At 68.6% G+C, this 17145-nt stretch carries 16 protein-coding genes; 7 read left to right on the top strand and 9 right to left on the bottom strand.

Annotated elements, in window-relative coordinates:
• Positions 1–9: 9 nt before the first annotated feature.
• Positions 10–3480, bottom strand: a complete 3471-nt coding sequence (rpoB, locus tag ACQP2T_RS57760) for a DNA-directed RNA polymerase subunit beta (RefSeq protein WP_433513185.1) — start codon at positions 3478–3480, stop codon at positions 10–12.
• A gap of 403 nt (positions 3481–3883) precedes the next feature.
• Between rpoB and helR the strand changes: the two genes are divergently transcribed.
• On the top strand, positions 3884–6031 hold the full coding sequence (helR, locus tag ACQP2T_RS57755; protein ID WP_433513184.1) for an RNA polymerase recycling motor ATPase HelR: 2148 nt from the start codon (positions 3884–3886) through the stop codon (positions 6029–6031).
• 13 nt (positions 6032–6044) lie between these two features.
• Here helR and ACQP2T_RS57750 read toward each other — a convergent pair whose 3' ends face one another.
• The 3 genes from ACQP2T_RS57750 to ACQP2T_RS57740 form a co-directional block, all read right to left on the bottom strand.
• Entirely contained in the window at positions 6045–7058 is a 1014-nt protein-coding gene (locus ACQP2T_RS57750; RefSeq protein ID WP_433513183.1) for a zinc-dependent alcohol dehydrogenase family protein, read from the bottom strand.
• 81 nt (positions 7059–7139) lie between these two features.
• A complete protein-coding gene (locus ACQP2T_RS57745; protein WP_433513182.1) occupies positions 7140–7628 on the bottom strand; it encodes an RNA polymerase sigma factor in 489 nt (162 codons plus the stop codon).
• Positions 7625–8089 carry a hypothetical protein gene (locus ACQP2T_RS57740; RefSeq protein WP_433513181.1) on the bottom strand — a complete coding sequence of 155 codons (465 nt, stop codon included), beginning with the start codon at positions 8087–8089 and terminating at the stop codon, positions 7625–7627. Before ACQP2T_RS57740 ends, ACQP2T_RS57745 begins: the two co-directional genes overlap by 4 nt.
• A 72-nt stretch (positions 8090–8161) precedes the next feature.
• Between ACQP2T_RS57740 and ACQP2T_RS57735 the strand changes: the two genes are divergently transcribed.
• The 3 genes from ACQP2T_RS57735 (at position 8162) to ACQP2T_RS57725 (ending at position 12758) form a co-directional block, all read left to right on the top strand.
• Positions 8162–8578, top strand: a complete 417-nt coding sequence (locus ACQP2T_RS57735) for a hypothetical protein (RefSeq protein WP_433513180.1) — start codon at positions 8162–8164, stop codon at positions 8576–8578.
• A gap of 117 nt (positions 8579–8695) precedes the next feature.
• Positions 8696–9952, top strand: a complete 1257-nt coding sequence (locus ACQP2T_RS57730; RefSeq protein WP_433513179.1) for a S1 family peptidase — start codon at positions 8696–8698, stop codon at positions 9950–9952.
• A 40-nt stretch (positions 9953–9992) separates the two neighbouring features.
• A complete protein-coding gene (locus ACQP2T_RS57725; RefSeq protein ID WP_433513178.1) occupies positions 9993–12758 on the top strand; it encodes a helix-turn-helix transcriptional regulator in 2766 nt (921 codons plus the stop codon).
• Between the two features lie 57 nt (positions 12759–12815).
• Here the strand turns inward: ACQP2T_RS57725 and ACQP2T_RS57720 are convergent, their stop codons facing one another.
• Positions 12816–13418, bottom strand: a complete 603-nt coding sequence (locus ACQP2T_RS57720) for a TetR/AcrR family transcriptional regulator (protein WP_433513177.1) — start codon at positions 13416–13418, stop codon at positions 12816–12818.
• Between the two features lie 99 nt (positions 13419–13517).
• On the opposite strand from ACQP2T_RS57720, the gene ACQP2T_RS57715 reads away from it, so the two are divergent.
• Positions 13518–14342: a class I SAM-dependent methyltransferase gene (locus ACQP2T_RS57715; RefSeq protein ID WP_433513176.1), complete on the top strand. Its 825-nt coding sequence runs from the start codon at positions 13518–13520 to the stop codon at positions 14340–14342.
• Here the strand turns inward: ACQP2T_RS57715 and ACQP2T_RS57710 are convergent.
• Both ACQP2T_RS57710 and ACQP2T_RS57705 read right to left on the bottom strand, forming a co-directional pair.
• On the bottom strand, positions 14317–14652 hold the full coding sequence (locus ACQP2T_RS57710; RefSeq protein ID WP_433513175.1) for an antibiotic biosynthesis monooxygenase family protein: 336 nt from the start codon (positions 14650–14652) through the stop codon (positions 14317–14319). The two genes, ACQP2T_RS57715 and ACQP2T_RS57710, sit on opposite strands and share 26 nt — an antisense overlap.
• Positions 14653–14669: 17 nt before the next feature.
• Positions 14670–14849, bottom strand: a complete 180-nt coding sequence (locus ACQP2T_RS57705; RefSeq protein WP_433513174.1) for a zinc-binding dehydrogenase — start codon at positions 14847–14849, stop codon at positions 14670–14672.
• Here ACQP2T_RS57705 and ACQP2T_RS57700 point away from each other — a divergent pair.
• On the top strand, positions 14817–15179 hold the full coding sequence (locus ACQP2T_RS57700; RefSeq protein ID WP_433513173.1) for an Lrp/AsnC family transcriptional regulator: 363 nt from the start codon (positions 14817–14819) through the stop codon (positions 15177–15179). The genes ACQP2T_RS57705 and ACQP2T_RS57700 overlap by 33 nt on opposite strands.
• A 106-nt stretch (positions 15180–15285) precedes the next feature.
• Complete coding sequence (locus ACQP2T_RS57695) at positions 15286–16197, top strand: hypothetical protein (RefSeq protein WP_433513172.1); 912 nt, start codon at positions 15286–15288, stop codon at positions 16195–16197.
• Positions 16198–16222: 25 nt separating this feature from the next.
• On the opposite strand, the gene ACQP2T_RS57690 is transcribed toward ACQP2T_RS57695, so the two are convergent.
• Positions 16223–16618: a hypothetical protein gene (locus ACQP2T_RS57690; protein WP_433513171.1), complete on the bottom strand. Its 396-nt coding sequence runs from the start codon at positions 16616–16618 to the stop codon at positions 16223–16225.
• An 8-nt stretch (positions 16619–16626) separates the two neighbouring features.
• Positions 16627–17037 (bottom strand): hypothetical protein, encoded by a 411-nt coding sequence (locus ACQP2T_RS57685; RefSeq protein ID WP_433513170.1) that lies wholly within the window; start codon positions 17035–17037, stop codon positions 16627–16629.
• Positions 17038–17145: the final 108 nt, after the last annotated feature.

The following is a 17145-nucleotide window of genomic DNA, read 5'->3' as shown; positions in this document are numbered from 1 at the left end:
GTAAAGCGGTCAGATCTCCTCGACGCTGCTCGGCTCACGCCGGGACAGATCGATGCCGAGCTCTTCCGCGGCGCGGAAGACGTCCTCGTCGGTGTCACGCATCTCGATGGACATGCCGTCGCTGGAGAGCACCTCGACGTTCAGGCACAGCGACTGCATTTCCTTGATGAGGACCTTGAAGGACTCGGGGATTCCCGGCTCGGGGATGTTCTCGCCCTTGACGATCGCCTCGTAGACCTTCACGCGGCCCAGGACGTCGTCGGACTTGATCGTCAGCAGCTCCTGGAGGGCATAGGCGGCACCGTAGGCCTCCAGAGCCCACACCTCCATCTCACCGAAGCGCTGGCCACCGAACTGGGCCTTACCGCCGAGCGGCTGCTGGGTGATCATGGAGTAGGGGCCGGTCGAACGTGCGTGGATCTTGTCGTCGACCAGGTGGAGCAGCTTGAGGATGTACATGTAGCCGACGCCGATGGGATAGGGGAACGGCTCCCCACTACGCCCGTCGAACAGCTGGGCCTTCCCGCTGCGTTGCACCATCCGATCCCCGTCGCGGTTGGGGATCGTGCTGTTGAGGAGGCCGACGATCTCTTCTTCGTGGGCGCCGTCGAAGACCGGGGTGGCCATGTTGGTGCGCGGGGCGACCTTGTCGAAGCCCTTGTCACGCAGTCGTTCGGCCCAGGCCTCCTGGACGCCGGAGATGTCCCAGCCACGGGCGGCGATCCAGCCCAGATGGGTCTCCAGCACCTGGCCGACGTTCATCCGGCCGGGCACGCCCAGCGGGTTGAGGATGATGTCGACCGGGGTGCCGTCCTCCAGGAACGGCATGTCCTCGACCGGCAGGATCTTGGAGATGACGCCCTTGTTGCCGTGCCGGCCGGCCAGCTTGTCGCCATCGTTGATCTTCCGCTTCTGGGCCACATAAACACGGACCAGCTCGTTGACACCGGGCGGCAGCTCGTCGCCCTCCTCGCGGGAGAACACCCGCACCCCGATGACCTTGCCCTGCTCGCCGTGCGGCACCTTCAGCGAGGTGTCGCGGACTTCGCGGGCCTTCTCACCGAAGATCGCGCGCAGCAGCCGCTCTTCCGGCGTCAGCTCGGTCTCGCCCTTCGGCGTGACCTTGCCGACCAGGATGTCACCGTTCACTACTTCGGCGCCGATGCGGATGATGCCGCGCTCGTCGAGGTCGGCCAGGACCTCTTCGGAGACGTTCGGGATGTCCCGGGTGATCTCTTCCGGGCCCAGCTTGGTGTCGCGGGCGTCGACCTCGTGCTCCTCGATGTGAATCGAGGACAGGACGTCGTCCTGGACCAGCCGCTGGGACAGGATGATCGCGTCTTCGTAGTTGTGACCCTCCCACGGCATGAACGCCACCAGCAGGTTCTTGCCCAGAGCCATCTCACCGCTGTCGGTGCAGGGCCCGTCGGCGATGACCTGGTTGACCTCGACCCGGTCGCCCTCGGCCACGATGGGCTTCTGGTTGAACGAAGTGCCCTGGTTGGAACGCTTGAACTTGGCGACCCGATAGGTGGTGCTCGTACCGTCGTCATTGGAGACCGTGATGTAGTCGGCGGAGACCTCCTGCACCACGCCGGACTTCTCGGCGGTCACCATGTCGCCCGTGTCGGTCGCGGCCCGGTATTCCATCCCCGTGCCGACCAGGGGCGCTTCGCTCTTGAGCAGTGGCACCGACTGGCGCATCATGTTGGAGCCCATGAGCGCACGGTTGGCGTCGTCGTGCTCCAGGAACGGGATCATCGCCGTGGCGACCGACACCATCTGACGCGGCGACACGTCGATGTAGTCGACCTCGTCGGCCCGCGCCAGCTCGGTCTCGCCACCCTTGGTGCGGACCAGGACCCGCGCTTCGGCGAACGTGCCGTCGGGGTTGAGGACCGTGTTGGCCTGCGCCTTGACGAAACGGTCTTCCTCATCGGCGGTCAGGTAGTCGATCTGCTCGGTCACCTTGCCGTCGACGACCTTGCGATAAGGCGTCTCGACGAAACCGAAGGCGTTGATCCGGCCATAAGAGGCTAGCGAACCGATCAGGCCGATGTTGGGGCCTTCCGGCGTCTCGATCGGGCACATCCGGCCGTAGTGCGACGGGTGCACGTCACGCACCTCGAAGCCGGCCCGCTCACGCGACAGACCACCAGGCCCCAGCGCGGACAGACGCCTCTTGTGCGTCAGCCCGTCGAGCGGGTTGGTCTGATTCATGAACTGCGACAGCTGCGAGGTGCCGAAGAACTCCTTCATGGACGCCACGACCGGGCGGATGTTGATCAGGGTCTGCGGCGTGATCGCCTCGACGTCCTGGGTGGTCATGCGCTCGCGGACGACGCGCTCCATACGGGCCAGACCCAGGCGGACCTGGTTCTGGATGAGCTCGCCGACGCTGCGCAGACGGCGGTTGCCGAAGTGGTCGATGTCGTCGACCTCGACGATGACCTCGCGGTCGTCCGTGCCCGACATCGACTCCTCGCCCGCGTGCAGCCGGACGATGTACTCGATCGCGGAGACGATGTCCTCTTCGGTCAGCGTGCCTTGAGTGATCGCGGAATCAACACCCAGCTTCTTGTTGATCTTGTAACGACCGACCTTGGCCAGGTCGTAACGCTTGGGGTTGAAGTACAGGTTCTCCAGCAGGGTCTGCGCCGACTCCTTGGTCGGCGGCTCACCCGGACGCAGCTTGCGGTAGATGTCCAGCAGCGCGTCGTCCTGGCCGGCCGTGTGGTCCTTCTCCAGCGTGGCGCGCATCGACTCGTACTGGCCGAACCGCTCCAGAATCGCCTCGCTGGTCCAGCCCAGTGCCTTGAGAAGCACGGTGACGGCCTGCTTGCGCTTACGGTCGATACGGACACCGACACTGTCGCGCTTGTCGATCTCGAACTCCAGCCAGGCACCCCGCGACGGGATGACCCTGCAGCCATAGAGATCCTTGTCGGAGGTCTTGTCGACGCTACGTTCGTAATAGACCCCAGGCGACCGAACAAGCTGCGAGACCACGACACGCTCGGTGCCGTTGATGATGAACGTGCCCTTCGGCGTCATGAGCGGGAAATCACCCATGAACACCGTCTGGGACTTGATCTCACCAGTGGTGTTATTGATGAACTCCGCCGTGACGAACATCGGGGCGGAGAAGGTCATGTCCTTGTCTTTGCACTCATCTACGGAGTACTTGGGCGGCTCGAACCGGTGATCACGGAACGACAAGGACATGGTCCCCGAGAAGTCCTCGATGGGACTGATCTCTTCGAAGATCTCTTCGAGGCCCGACTGGGTCGGGACGTCCTTGCGCCCGGCCTGACGAGCCGCCTCAACCCGGGCCTTCCATTTCTCGTTGCCCAGCAGCCAGTCGAACGACTCGGTCTGCAGAGCGAGAAGGTCAGGAACTTCGAGGGGCTCCTGGATGCGCGAAAAAGAGACGCGACGGGGACCAGCGGGTACGGCGGAGGCGTTGCGCGAGGCTGCCAACAGATGTCCTTCCGAGGGCTCGCGGCGGACTGACTACACGCACGCCAGACAACCTCGCAACGTGAGCAAGCGGAGCGGGTCGTCAGAAAAGCAGCGTGGATGCATGAGCGTACTCGCTCAAATGCAATTTGTCCACGCTTACGCAGACCAGTGTTCCGGTCGCATTTCCATGATGACGTATGGAGCCCCCACTTGTCAACGCCGAACGCGATTAAAGATCGTCTTCGACGAACCGTGGGGTGCGGCGTCGATGCGCCGCTTCGTGAAGGGGAAAGGGGATTATCCGCACCTTTCCACTCTCAACGTATAGCGCACCGGGGGGCTTGCGGCAAGACCCGGGTCGTGCCGCAGAATCAGCGGCCGAGGCCAGAACGCCAGTGACCTTAGATCGGAGCCTAGTTACGTGAACCCCCTGACCACCAGCGCGTTCGACCTTCCCGACCGCCTCGCCCTCAAGGGCGACCAGGCGCTGATCGCCGGCGATGAGCGGCACTTCGCGGCCATCGCGGAGAGCCTTGAGCAGTCGATCGCCGACCTGTCCGACCGCCTCGACGCCGAGCGCAAGGCGCCCGGCGGCATAGGCCGGGCGGCGATGGACCGGGACATGGAGATCCACCGGCTGACCGCTCGCCTGCGCGCGCTGCGCCGGTTCGGTTTGGACCTGTGCCTCGGGCACATGGTCAGCGCGGACAACCCCGAGCCCGTGTACGTCGGCCGGCTCGGCCTCAGGGACAGCGCGGGCCGTCAGCTGCTGGTCGACTGGCGTTCCCCGGCGGCCGAGCCGTTCTTCGGAGCCACCCACGCCAACCCGATGGGGCTGGCGAGCCGCCGCCGGTACCGCTGGACCCGCGGCCGGATCAGCGACTACTGGGACGAGGTGTTCACCTCGGACGGGCTGGTCGGGCACGCCGCGCTCGACGACCAGTCCGCCTTCATCGCCAGCCTGGGCAGTAACCGGTCGGCACGGATGCGAGACGTGCTCGGCACCATCCAGGCCGACCAGGACGCCATCATCCGCGCGGGCTCCCGCGGCGCCCTCGTCGTCGACGGCGGTCCGGGTACGGGCAAGACCGTCGTCGCGCTGCACCGCTCCGCCTACCTGCTCTACTCCGACCCTCGCCTCGGTAACCACCGGGGCGGCGTGCTGTTCGTCGGTCCGCACCAGCCCTACCTGGCGTACGTCGCCGACGTACTCCCCAGCCTCGGAGAGGAGGGCGTGCAGACCTGCACCCTGCGGGACCTCGTCGCCGAGGGAGCCGCGGCGGCGATCGAGGCCGACCCGGACGTGGCCCGCCTGAAGTCGTCCGCGAACCTGACGCAGGCGATCGAGCCGGCCGTCCGGTTCTACGAGAATCCGCCCACCAAGGGGATGACGATCACGACCCCCTGGTCCGACATCTGGCTGAGCGCCGAGGATTGGGCCGAGGCGTTCCAGGCCCCGGATCCCGGCACTCCGCACAACGAGGCGCGTGACCAGATCTGGGAGGAACTGCTCACGATCCTGATGGACAAGCACGACGGCGACGTCTCGCCTGACCTGCTCCGCAAGTCGCTGCTGCGGGACAGGGAGCTGCTCACGATCTTCAACAAGGCGTGGCCGCTGATCGAGGCGGCCGACCTTGTCGGGGACCTGTGGTCCGTACCCGCCTACCTGCGGATGTGCGCTCCCTGGCTCAGCCCCGACGAGGTTCGGGCGCTGCAGCGCGCGGACGCCCAGGGGTGGACGGTGTCCGACCTGCCGCTCCTGGACGCGGCACGGCAACGGCTCGGCGACCCGGAGGCGGCGCGCCGTAAGCGCCGGCACGACGCCTCTCTCGCCGCCCAGCGTGAGCAGATGGACATGGTCGTCGACAATCTGCTCGCCGCCGATGACGACGGCGAAGGCCTGGTGACGATGCTGCGCGGACAGGACGCGAAGGTCTCTCTGGTCGACGAGACCGCACTGCCCAGCATCGAACCGGACCTGCTCGCCGGCCCGTTCGCGCACATCGTCGTGGACGAGGCCCAGGAACTGACCGACGCGGAGTGGCAGATGCTGCTGCTCCGGTGCCCGTCCCGGAGCTTCACGATCGTCGGGGACCGCGCCCAGGCCAGGCACGGGTTCACGGAGTCGTGGCAGGAGCGGCTTGAGCGGATCGGGCTTGACCGGATCAACCTGGCCTCCCTGAGCATCAACTACCGGACGCCGGAAGAGATCATGACGGAAGCCGAGCCGGTCATCCGGGCCGTGCTCCCGGACGCCAACGTGCCGACCTCCATCCGCCGCAGCGACGTCCCCGTCGTCCACGGATCCGCCTCAGACCTGGGCTCGATCCTCGACACCTGGCTCGCCGCACACGCCGACGGGATCGCGTGCGTCATCGGGGATCCCAATTTCCGTACGACGCCCCGCGTCCGGTCGCTGACCCCGGAGCTGTCGAAGGGGCTGGAGTTCGACCTGGTCGTCCTCGTCGACCCGGAGGCGTTCGGCGAGGGCATCGAAGGCGCGGTCGACCGCTATGTCGCGATGACCCGAGCGACCCAGCAACTCGTCATCCTCACGAGCTCCTGACAGGGGTCCTCAGTCAGTTGTGGCTGATGACGATCTTGCCGAAGCCGCCGCCCGCCTCGCAGTAGCGGTACGCCTCGTGGACGTCCTCGAACGGGAACACCCGGTCGAGGACGGGACGCAGCCGGTGCGTGGCGACCGCGCGGCTGACCTGGAGGAAGTGGGCGCGGCTGCCGGTCGCCACGCCGCGCAGCACCGCGCCCGCCCCGAACAGCAGCGCCGGGTCGACCGGCCGGGCGCCCTCGGCACCGGACAGCCGGTAACCGACGAACGCCACCTCGCCGCCGAACGCCACCGACTTCAGCGACTGCTCCAGCGGCCCCGCCGGGTCGACGACGCGATCGGCGCCCAGGCCGTCGGTGAGCGCGCGGACCTCCTCCGACCATGACGGGTTCGCCCGGTAGTCGATCACCTCGTCGGCGCCGAGCTTCCGCAGCCGCTCCGCCTTGGCGGGGCCGGACGTCGTCATGATCACCCGGGCGCCGCTCAGCTTGGCGAACATCAGCGTGAACAGCGACACCCCGCCCGAGCCGAGCGTCAGCACGGTCTGGCCGGGCCGTGGGGCGCCGCCGGAGGTCAGCGCGTTCCACGCGGTCACGGCCGCCAGCGGCAGCGCCGCCGCCTCCTCGTACGACAGGTGCTCGGGGATGGGCACCACGCCGTCCTCGCTCAGCAGCGCGTACTCGGCCAGGACTCCGTCGGTCATGGTGCCGAGCTGGGCGGCGTTGTCCAGCAGGAAGGGCCCGTCCTGCCAGCGCGGGAACACGGTGGCCGCCACCCGGTCGCCCGGCCTGACCCGGGTCACGTCCTCGCCGACGGCCACGACCTCGCCCACGCCCTCGCAGCCGGGCACGACGCCGGGTCTGATCGGCAGCGGATAGTCGTTCGCCAGCACCATCAGATCGCGATAACCCAGCCCGTTCGCCCGGATCCTGACCACGACCTGTTCGCGCCCCGGCGCGGGCTCGTCCCGCTCCTCGACGGTCAGCCCGGCGAGACCGCGTCCCGGCCGCAGGTGGTAGCTCCTCATCGCACGTCCTTCCCCCACTTCGGTTACGTGAGGATCCTCCGGGCGAGTCATGACATCGGACAATTCCCCTCAGGGAATCGCTCACGATTGCCAGGCGTTGCGGAAGCTCATCCGGGCCCGAGCCAGCCGGGACTTGACCGTGCCCACCGGCACCTCCAGCAGCCTGGCGGCGGTGGCCTCGTCGAGCCCTTCCACATCGCGCAGCACCAGCACGGCGCGGTGCTCGGGCGTGAGCCGTTCCAGCACGTCGCGGATGTCCACCGCGTTCTCCACGTCCTGCCGCGACGGCAGGTCGCCCGGCTCCGCGGGGCCGACACGGTTGTCGCGCCTGGCGATCCTGACAGCCTCTCTCACGGCGATCGCTCGCGCCCAGCCGTACAGCGCGTCGGGCTCGCGCAGCGCGCGCAGGTTGCGGAAGACGGCGATCAACGCCTCCTGGACCGCGTCCTGCCCGCTGTCGAGCGCGATGGGCCCGCAGATCCGGCCGAGGTACGGCGTCAGCTCGCGGAGCAGGTCGTTCATCGCCATCGTGTCGCCGAGCTGAGCGGCCCGGACGAGCGCCGCGCTCATCGGGCACGCTCGGCGACCCGTGCCGCCAGCCGGGCCAGGGCCTTCTCCCCGGCTCTCCGGACGCCCAGAGGCACCAGCGCGGTACGTCCGGGCACGCGGATGCCGCCGGTCTGCGCCACCAGCGTGCCTTCCGGAACGGCGGTGGCCGCCAGCCCCACGAGCAGGAACCTGCTCTGCATCCAGCACCAGCCGGGCCGCAGGTCGACGTCGAAGCGGGCGCGCATGCCGTACTTGCTGCGGGCCTCGGCCATCAGCCGCCCGCCTCCGTCGTCCGCGACGATCCGCAGGTTCCGCATGTCCGGCTCGAAGGTGCCGAACTCTCGCTCCAAGTCGCTCGCCACCTCCCAGACCAGCTCGAAGGGGTCGGGCAGAATCCGCTCGGCGACACGCGCGCCGGGGACGCCGGCGGCGAGCACGCGCAGCCGGCGCACCGGGTCCAGGTCGGCAACAGGCCAGTTCACGTTTATCCAGAGGCGGCTCGGGGGCAGAAGGTTCCATGGAACCATTGGCGAGTTCGGCGCCTCCTGGAGGGCATGAACATCTCACGCCCCGGCGCCTTCGCGGCCGCCGTCCTGCTTCTCGACGCACTCGTCCATCTGTTCTGGGTGGTCCGGCCCATCGCCGACCCCCGCGCGCTCTCGCTGGCCGTCCTCAACGCCGAGGTGCCCTTCACCCCACGGGTCCTGCTGCCGCTCGTCCTCGTGCTGAGCGTGGGGGCCCTGTCGGTGGCGGCGGCCTCCGGCGGGCGGGGCGGGTGGCCGGCCAAGGCGGTCACCATGGCCGTGGGCGCCGGTGTGCTGGTGCGCGGGCTTGCCGGCCTGGTCTGGGCCTTCGGCTTCGGTACAGACACCGGAAGCCCGTTCTACTGGCTGAACCTGTTCCTCTACACACCTGTCTGCCTGGCCATGACGCTCGCGGTCGGCATCGTCCTGGTGCGCGCGCGTCGGTGACCTACCTATTCCAGCGAGCCCGCGTGCACGGTTTTTGAGGCTATGCTCCTGATTCGTTTTCTCTGCCACGTCCCTAGATTTGTCGCGATTCGGGGCTTTCGGGACGTGGAGGAACGCGTGCGCAGGAGAACCATAGGTCTGGCCACAGCTTTAGCTCTCACCGTGGTGACCACCATGCCCGTAGCGGCGCTCGCCGCGGCGGGGCCCGAGCTGCTGTCGCCGCAGCCGACCGCTGTCAAGACGTTGCCCGAGCCCACGGCACTGGCTCTGGACAAGGCGCGGAAGCTGGCCGAGCAGCACCCCGATGACTTCGGCGAGCCGTGGGTGGACCCGGCGACGGGCCAGGTGATCCTCGCAACGGTGACCGGAACCGGCAACCGCTTGGCCGCCGACCAGGGGAAGGACGTCCTGCGGCGGCCGGTCGCCCGGAGCAAGGCCGTACTGGAGAAGATCAAGGATGGCGCGATCGGGGAGCCGGCGGCGGACGTTCCCGACGCGGCGGCCATCCGGATGACCCGCATCGACGCCGAGCACAACCGGGTGATCGTCACGGTGAACAGGACCACCGACGCGATGCTCCAGGCGCTGACGGCCAGGTACGGGGCGGACGCGTTCGCCGTCGAGGTCGATCCCGCCTTCAACCCCACGAAGTCCAGCCGCGCCGACGATGGACCCAATAACTGGGGAGGAGCCGCGGAGATGACGATCCGCCAGGCCCCCGACGGGAACGTGGTCGGCTGCTCCTCCGGCATCCCCGTTTGGATGCCGGGCGACAAGTCGGGGATGCTGACCGCGGGCCACTGCGCTCCCAAGGGCGGCTTCTTCTTCAACGGGAACGACACCAGCTACATGGGCTGGGTCAGCGAGAACACCAGGGAGAACTGGTATGACGGCCGGGGATCCACGCTGCTCCCCGGACAGAGTGTCTTCAGGGGCGACCTCTCGCTGATCGAGATCCCCAACGGGTTCAGCGGCTACTACATCTATCGCGGATCCGTCAGCAACCCCTACACCTCGATCATCGGTCAGCTCGCGCCGCGCCGCGCGACAGTGGGCGACACGTACTGCAACAGCGGCTACAAGACCGGCGAGCTCTGCGGGTGGAAGGTCTACAACTACGGGGTCAACATCAATTACAGCGGTGGTGAGACCGTCCGCAATGTCGTGGCCGGCTCGAAGACCGGTACGTGCACGGGCCACGGCGACTCGGGCGGCCCGACGTACTACGTCATGTCGAACGGGAAGGTCCAGGTGAAGGGCGTCCACTCGGGCGGCAGCAATCTGGACGGCTCGGGCGACTGCAGGGAGTACTTCACCGACGTGTGGGACGCCCTCGACGCCTTCCCCGGCATCTTCCCCCGCGTGCTGCCCTGACTCTGGCCAGCGCACGAAGAACGGGGCACACTGATCAACTGTGCGCGGGTCGTTCTTGACGGGCAGGGTGCGGGAACGGCAGGTCGTGGACGGGCTGCTGGCCGGCTTGGCGGACGGCGGAAGCGGCGCGTTGATCATCAGGGGCGAGCCGGGCATTGGCAAGACCGCACTGCTCGAACACGCGCGGGACAACGCTGAAGGCATCCGCCTGCTGCGGGCCAACGGCGTGGAGACCGAGGCCGAGCTCCCTTTCGCCGGGTTGCACCAGCTCCTTCAGCCCGTCATGCACCGGCTGAAGGAGTTGCCGCGCACGCAGGCGGTCGCTTTGCGCGGCGCGATGGGGCTCGGCCCCGCCTCCGGGGACCGCTTCCTTGTCGGCCTGGCGGTCCTGACGCTGCTGGCCGACTGCGGTCCTGTGCTCTGCCTGATCGACGACGCGCAATGGCTCGACCGGTCCTCGGCGGACGCGCTGATCTTCGCCTCTCGCAGGTTGAACGTCGAGGCCGTGGTGCTGCTGTTCGCCGCCAGGGACGACTGGCCCGCGCTCGCGGGGCTCGACGAGCTCCCCCTGACGGGGCTGGACCCGGCCGCCGCCGAAGCGCTGCTGCGTGAGCGGGCGCCCGGGCTCAGCTCACAGCTGCGCGAACGGATCATGAGTGAGGCGTTCGGCAATCCGCTCGCGCTGATCGAGTTCGCGAAGACGGCCGAGGTCGCCGATCCGCAGGGCTTCGGCGGCCCGCGGGCCGCTCTACCGGTCACCCGGAAATTGCACGAGACGTTCCACCGCCAGGTCGACGCGCTGCCGGAGGCGGTGCGGCGCCTGCTGCTCCTCGCGGCCGCCGACGACACGGGCGACCTGGAACTGGTCCTGCGAGCCGCGGACCTGATCCTGCGGTCCGCGGACCTGGCCGACGGGCCGGCCGAAGCCGAGCGGGCCCTTGAGTCGGCCGAGACCGCGGGCCTGGTGCGGATCGACGGTGGCCTGCTGGCGTTCCGGCACCCGCTGGTCAGGTTGGCCGTCTACCAGGGCGCGTCCTTCATCCGCCGCTGCGCGGCGCACCGCGCGCTCGCCGACGTCCTGCTCACTTACGGTGATGCCGCCGATCGCCGGGTCTGGCACCTGGCCCTTGCCGCCACCCGTTCCGATGACGCCATCGGAGCGGCTCTCGAAGGGGTGGCCCACCGGGCGGGCGGCCGGGCCGGGTACGCCACCGCGGCTGCCGCCTACGAGCGGGCCGCCCACCTGACCGCCGATCGCCACCTGCGCGGCCTGCGGCTCTCCTATGCGGCCGAGGCGGCGGTCCACTCAGGCCAGCTCGGGCAGGCACGTGACCTCGCGCGGCGTGCCGAGTCCCTCACCCACGACCCCGCCCAGCTGGCCGGTCTGGCGAGGGTGCGCGCCGCTGTGGAGTTCGAGCAGGGCTTCCCGTCGGACGCGGGTGAGGTCCTGGTGAAGAGCGCCGAATCCATCGAGCGCTCAGATCCCGAGCGCGCCGCGCTGATGCTCGCCTACGCCATCCGCAACTTCTCCTTCAGTGGTGAGGCAGGCCGGGCGCACGATGCCGCGGAGCGGCTGAGTCACATCGACGTGCCACCGGGCTCGGGCCTGGCGCCGCTGGTCAGGGCGATGCGGGCGATGGCCGGCCTGCTGGCGGGTGGAGGCGACGTCGGACCCCCCATTCACGAGCTGGTCGCGGCGGCGCACCGCCTGCCGGCTCACCGGCCCGCCGAGCGCCTCCTCGCGGCGTCACTCGCCCTCGTCACAGCGCAGGACACGATCGCGCTTGAGCTGGCCGAGCCCGTCGCGGAGCACGCGAGGACGCACGGCATGGTCGGGATCCTGCCCCACGCACTCGAGATCATCGCTGAGGCGCAGCTGATCGGGGGGCGGCATCTGGACGCGCTCACCATCGCCACCGAGGGCTACGACCTCGGCCGCGACATCGGTCAGCTCCACCGCTTCGCCCATCTTGGCGGCGTGCTGGCCTGGCTGGCCGCGATCAGCGGCGACCACGAGCGGTGCCGCCCGCTAGCCGAGACGGGCATCCGCTATGGAAGCGACCACGGAGTGGTGGCGGCCGGGGCGCTCGGCGCCTGGGCGCTCGGCCTTCTCGAGCTGGGCATGGGGCGCGCGGCGCACGCCGTCGGCCATCTGGAGGCCGTGCGGCACCCCATCGTCGCCGTGTGGTGCGCCGCCGACCTGATCGAGGCGGGGGTGCGCGCCAACCGGACCGAGGTCGCAGAGCGGTCGCTGCGGACGCTCATGGAATGGACACGGTCGGTCAGGCAACCCTGGGTCTCGGCCATGGAGCTCCGCTGCCGGGCCATGACGGCCTCGGGCGGTGCGGCAGGGGAGTATTTCGAGGCCGCGATCGAGGTCCACGAGCGATGCGCGCAGCCGTATCAGCATGCCAGAACGTGCCTGGCATACGGCGAGTGGCTGCGCAGGCGACGCAGCCGGGCCAGGGCGGGGATCCAGCTCAGGACCGCCCTGCGGATCTTCACCGACCTCGGCGCACGACCCTGGGCAGACCGGGCGCGGGCCGAGCTGGACGCCACCGGCGAGCCCCGGCTGGGATACGGGACCGAGGCCGCGAGCCCGCATCTGCTCACGCCCCAGGAGCTCCAGGTCGTACGGTTGGCAGCGGCCGGCCTCAGCAACCGCGACATCGCCGGACGACTCTTCCTCAGCCCCAAAACGGTGGCGCAGCACCTCTACAAGGCATATCCCAAACTCGGCGTAACCTCCCGAACCCAACTCGATCACCTGGACCTCGGGACTCCTGCGGCCAACGTCCGGCCGTGATGATGGCGAGCGCGCTTGGAGTCCCCTGCCCGATTTGAGGTAGATCGCAGGAGCGTGTCATAGCAGTCGTCTTTGCGTGACATCGGCGATGACGGCGTTGACCACCTTGCCGACCTCCTCCGGCTCCGGCGCGACCCCGTCTCGGCCGGCGAACAGCATGTGCCCGGCCCCGATCAGGGAGAGTGCCAGCGCGTCCACATCGGCGTCCGCGGCGATGCGGCCCAGCTCGCACTCCTCGTTCAGGTAGGCGGAGATCATGGCCACGGCATCGGTCAGGACCGGGATGCCGAAAGCCGGTTGGGCCCGAGGCAGCCGGGCCCGCAACTCATCCCGGAAGATGACGAGACCGACGATCGACACGGCGACCGAGTCGAACAGGTCCATCAGCGCCCCGATCAGGTTGCCGGCGACGGTGCCGGTGCCGGCGGAGTCGCGAAGGGCGGCGGCCTGGCCTTCGAGCCGGGCGATGCGGTCCTGGACGAGCTCGGCGAGGAAGGCGTCGAAGTCCTCGAAGTGCTTGTGCAGGACACCTTTGGCGACGCCCGCCTCCGCCGTGACCGCCCGGCTGGTCAGACCGGGTGCCCCGTCCCGGAGCAGGACGCGCTCGGCGGCGTCGAACAACTGCTGCCGCACATCACGGAGGGCCACTCCAGTCGGCATCGCCCGTTCCTCCTTCTTCGCACTCCTTCGCCCGCTCCTTCGCTCACCGCGAACGGCGGCCCGATTGTGGAGTGGGCGCCCGCCCACTATGGTGGGCGCATGCCCACTTTATCGCAGGAGCAACCAGAGCCTTCGCGGAACGAGCCCCATAAGGCCAGGCGGATGGCGGAGTCGTTCGGGGTCGACGCCGAACGCTACGACCGGGCCCGCCCCGACTATCCCGACGCCTTGGTACGGCAGATCATCGCCGCCAGCCCCGGCCGTGACATCGTCGACGTCGGCTGCGGCACCGGCATAGAAGCCCGTCAGTTCCTGGCGGCCGGGTGCGAAGTGCTGGGAGTCGAGCCGGACGTCCGGATGGCCGAGTTCGCCCGCCGTACCGGGATCGAGGTCGAGGTGGCGACGTTCGAGGACTGGGACGCCGCCGGCCGTACCTTCGACGCGGTCGTCGCCGGGCAGTCCTGGCACTGGGTGGACCCCGTCGCGGGTGCCGCCAAGGCGGCGCGGGTGCTGCGTCCCGGCGGCCTGCTGGCGGTGTTCGCCCACGCGTACGACCCGCCGCCCTTCGTCGCGGAGGCGTTCGCCTCCGTCTTCCGGAAGGTGGCGCCCGACTCGCCGCTCAGTGCCGGACCGCCGAGGCCGGCCCAGGACATCTACCAGGCGATGTTCGACCTGTTCGCCGACGGCATCCGGAAGGCGGCCGAGTTCGGCGAGCCGGAGCAGTGGCGATTCGACTGGGAGCGGCACTACAGCCGCGACGATTGGCTCGACCTGCTGCCCACCACCGGCGCCCTCACCCAACTCCCACCGGACCAGCTGGCCGAGGTGCTGGCGGGCGTCGGGGCCGCCATCGACGCGATCGGCGGCGGCTTCACCATGGCCTACACCACGATGGTGATCACCGCGACGCTGAACCCCCGCTAGTCGCTGAACTTCCGATGGGGTGCACCTCCGCACACACCTCGAACAAGCCCGGATACGCCTTGACACCGTCTACGCGCTGCCCGGCTGGGGTGAAGTTCCGGAAGACGGCACGGTAGGTCTCGACGTCTTCCCACAGTGCGATGTTCACGTACTGGAAAGTGCTGTCGTTCATGCCGGTGTTGCGGTGCAGGCGGGCCTGGATGAAGCCGGGCGCGCCCGCGAAGTGATCGATGGTGCCGCGCCAGGTCTGGAGGAACTCCTCCTCCTTGTCCGGCGGCACGGTGAAACTGTTGATGAGGGTGATGGTCATTGCTGTCCTCTCTGAGATCAAGGCACGGTGACGACGATGCGCCCCCGGACGTGGCCGGTCGCGCTCGCGGCCTGCGCCGCTCCGGCCTGAGCGAGCGGGAAGGTCTGTGCCACGGGCAGGGTGAGCCGGCCGGCGGCGGCCAGGCGGGCACCCTCGCGTAGGGCGTGGGTCTTGTCCCGGCCGAAGCCGGTGGACACCCGGGCCCCGAGTTCGGGGGCGCTGAAATCGGCGATGGAGACGACCTGGGCGGGCTCGCCGGTCAATACCTCGACGTCAACGCGGCGGCGCTGGGCTACTGCACCGAGACACGTCTGTGGGCCACCGGCGCCGCCGTCGCCGCCCACCCCGAGGTCGCCTTCTGCGCCGCCACCACCGGACCGACCAACCTCCTCGTCTCCATCGTCTGCCGCGACAGCCGAGACCTCTACCGATACCTCACCGAGCGCCTCGGCGCCCTGCCCCTGATCGGCGAGATCCAGACCGCGCCCGTGATCCGGGTCATCAAACGCGCCGGCCTCCGACCCTGAGCGCGGCACTTTCATAGCCGAGGAGGCGATTGATTCCCCCGCCCGTCCCGGTTCCGGGCGGCTAAGGTGCGCCTTACCGATTTGATCTAGGTCGCAGGAGTGCGCGGTGCTGAACACGAGGGAGCCCGACTGGGCGTACGTGGGCAGGTCTCTCGTCAAGGTCCTGGCCGTCACCGCAGCGTTGTTCCTGGCCTTCAGCGCCGTCGATCGGGTCCTGTGGGTGTTCATCGATCCCTCCGACGACGCGCGGATCGGCGAGGTGTACGGCACGGCCGCCCGCATCGCGAACCCGGACAAACGCCTGTCGTACGGTTACGGCAACGGCGCAGGGCTGATGGAGACGTCCTACACGCTGCAGGGGGAGCCGCGCCGGGCCGGTCCCAGCGCGGGCTGGACGGACTACGAAATCGTGGAGAACCTGTTCGGCACCGTCCGCGCCCCTTCCCTCGACGGGTCGGCGGGCAGCCTGAAGGACGCGATCGATTCCGTGCAACCGGACCCCGAAGCCGACAAGGAGGAGATCCGGAAGACCATCGACGGACTTCCCCAGACGCTCGAGGCCGTCGGGGTCGTGGAGTTCGCGCGTCCGATGGCGACCGAGCGGCTCGTCGCCTTCAACCGCAGGCACGCACTCTGCGGAGGGGCGGGCGTCTCCTACATCTACTCGCCGTCCTTCTACGACGACTCCAGTGACCCGGCCTCGATGAACGCGGTCGTCTGGAACCGCGACATGACCAAGGACCAAGGCCTGACGGATCTCACCTATCAGTGCGAGACCGAGCCGGAGGCGGCGCTGGCGGAGTTCCGCAGGTGGGTGGGGCTGCTTGACGAGGGGGATGATTTCAGCGAGTTCGAGTTAACTTACGGGTGGCTCGCGGATGCGGCCAAGGAGGGTGTCGTGTACGGGCTCGTGGCCGACCGCTGGAAACTCGCCGACCTGCGCAAGCTCCTCGACGACCCGGACGTCGGGACGGTCCGCCTGGCCGATGTCTCCTTCGACCTCGGCGAGATGGGGTAGCGGATCATCGCGCGCGCCGACGCGATCAAGGCAGCTCACCGACCCGCGAGACGGTATGCGTGGCGTCGCCGGTGCACCGCCATACGGCGATTTCCTGTTCCACGTCGACGTGCAGGCCACGATCGTGCGTGACGCAGACCGGCCAGACTTTCCAGGTCAGCTCCATGATTGTTTCCTGGACGGCCTCGGCGACATCAGCGAGCCGGTCATAAATGTCGCCGTCAGCGGTAATGCCGGCGCCGTGGTAGCCGCCCTGGAACTCCACCCAAGTAAGAGCGCCGTCGCCCGGGGTGATCAAGCGGAGTGTGCCGGTGATTCCTCGGACGCGAACGTCGCGCTCGACGACCTCCAGCGCCTGCTCCAGCGCCGTCAGCGGACGGGGTTCGAATGCCGTGTAGATGCGATCGCTCGACTCGTCCATTGCCATATTCAATAGGGCGTCACAGCCGACACGCCATACAAGGCGGCCTGCACGATGACGATCCCGGTGGCGACGCGTAGCACGATCAGTTTCCGATAGAGCGCCTGAGTCACCCGGTCGGTCTCCGCCGACTTCGACGCGGCGCGCTGCTCGCCGGGACTGGCGAGGTCCAGCAGGGATTTACCGGTGCCGGGCCGGTACCAGAGTCCTAACACGAGAATGATGACGGCCACAGGGGCGCACGCCTGCGACACCACACCCGTCCCCGCCGATAGGTAGCCTGCGAATGCCGTCTGGCTGCTCAACGAAAAAAAGCACCCTGTTCCTAACAGGACGAGCACACTCACCGCATCCGCATAGAAAATGTTCCGCCGAATGCGGGCAATATCTGAAGACGGCGGGAAAATCAGCCCAACCATGACTCGACGGTAACACGCGGGTCGCAAATGGCGGCCGAACCATTCTCGCCGCTGCGGTCGAGGCGGCGAGAATGCCGTCTCGACCGCTTCCAGGGGGCGTCGCGACGG

It is taken from the genome of Nonomuraea sp. CA-143628 (genome assembly GCF_050942315.1).
In the GTDB taxonomy this organism is placed as follows: domain Bacteria; phylum Actinomycetota; class Actinomycetes; order Streptosporangiales; family Streptosporangiaceae; genus Nonomuraea.
This window is presented reverse-complemented; position numbering and strand designations above follow the sequence as displayed.

Coding starts and splice junctions, on each gene's coding strand:
- ACQP2T_RS57715 (WP_433513176.1), top strand. CDS start 13,518: ATGCCCACTTTATCGCAGGAGCAACCAGAGCCTTCGCGGAACGAGCCC.
- ACQP2T_RS57690 (WP_433513171.1), bottom strand. CDS start 16,618: ATGGACGAGTCGAGCGATCGCATCTACACGGCATTCGAACCCCGTCCG.
- ACQP2T_RS57685 (WP_433513170.1), bottom strand. CDS start 17,037: ATGGTTGGGCTGATTTTCCCGCCGTCTTCAGATATTGCCCGCATTCGG.
- ACQP2T_RS57720 (WP_433513177.1), bottom strand. CDS start 13,418: ATGCCGACTGGAGTGGCCCTCCGTGATGTGCGGCAGCAGTTGTTCGAC.
- ACQP2T_RS57745 (WP_433513182.1), bottom strand. CDS start 7,628: ATGAGCGCGGCGCTCGTCCGGGCCGCTCAGCTCGGCGACACGATGGCG.
- ACQP2T_RS57710 (WP_433513175.1), bottom strand. CDS start 14,652: ATGACCATCACCCTCATCAACAGTTTCACCGTGCCGCCGGACAAGGAG.
- ACQP2T_RS57735 (WP_433513180.1), top strand. CDS start 8,162: ATGAACATCTCACGCCCCGGCGCCTTCGCGGCCGCCGTCCTGCTTCTC.
- ACQP2T_RS57750 (WP_433513183.1), bottom strand. CDS start 7,058: ATGAGGAGCTACCACCTGCGGCCGGGACGCGGTCTCGCCGGGCTGACC.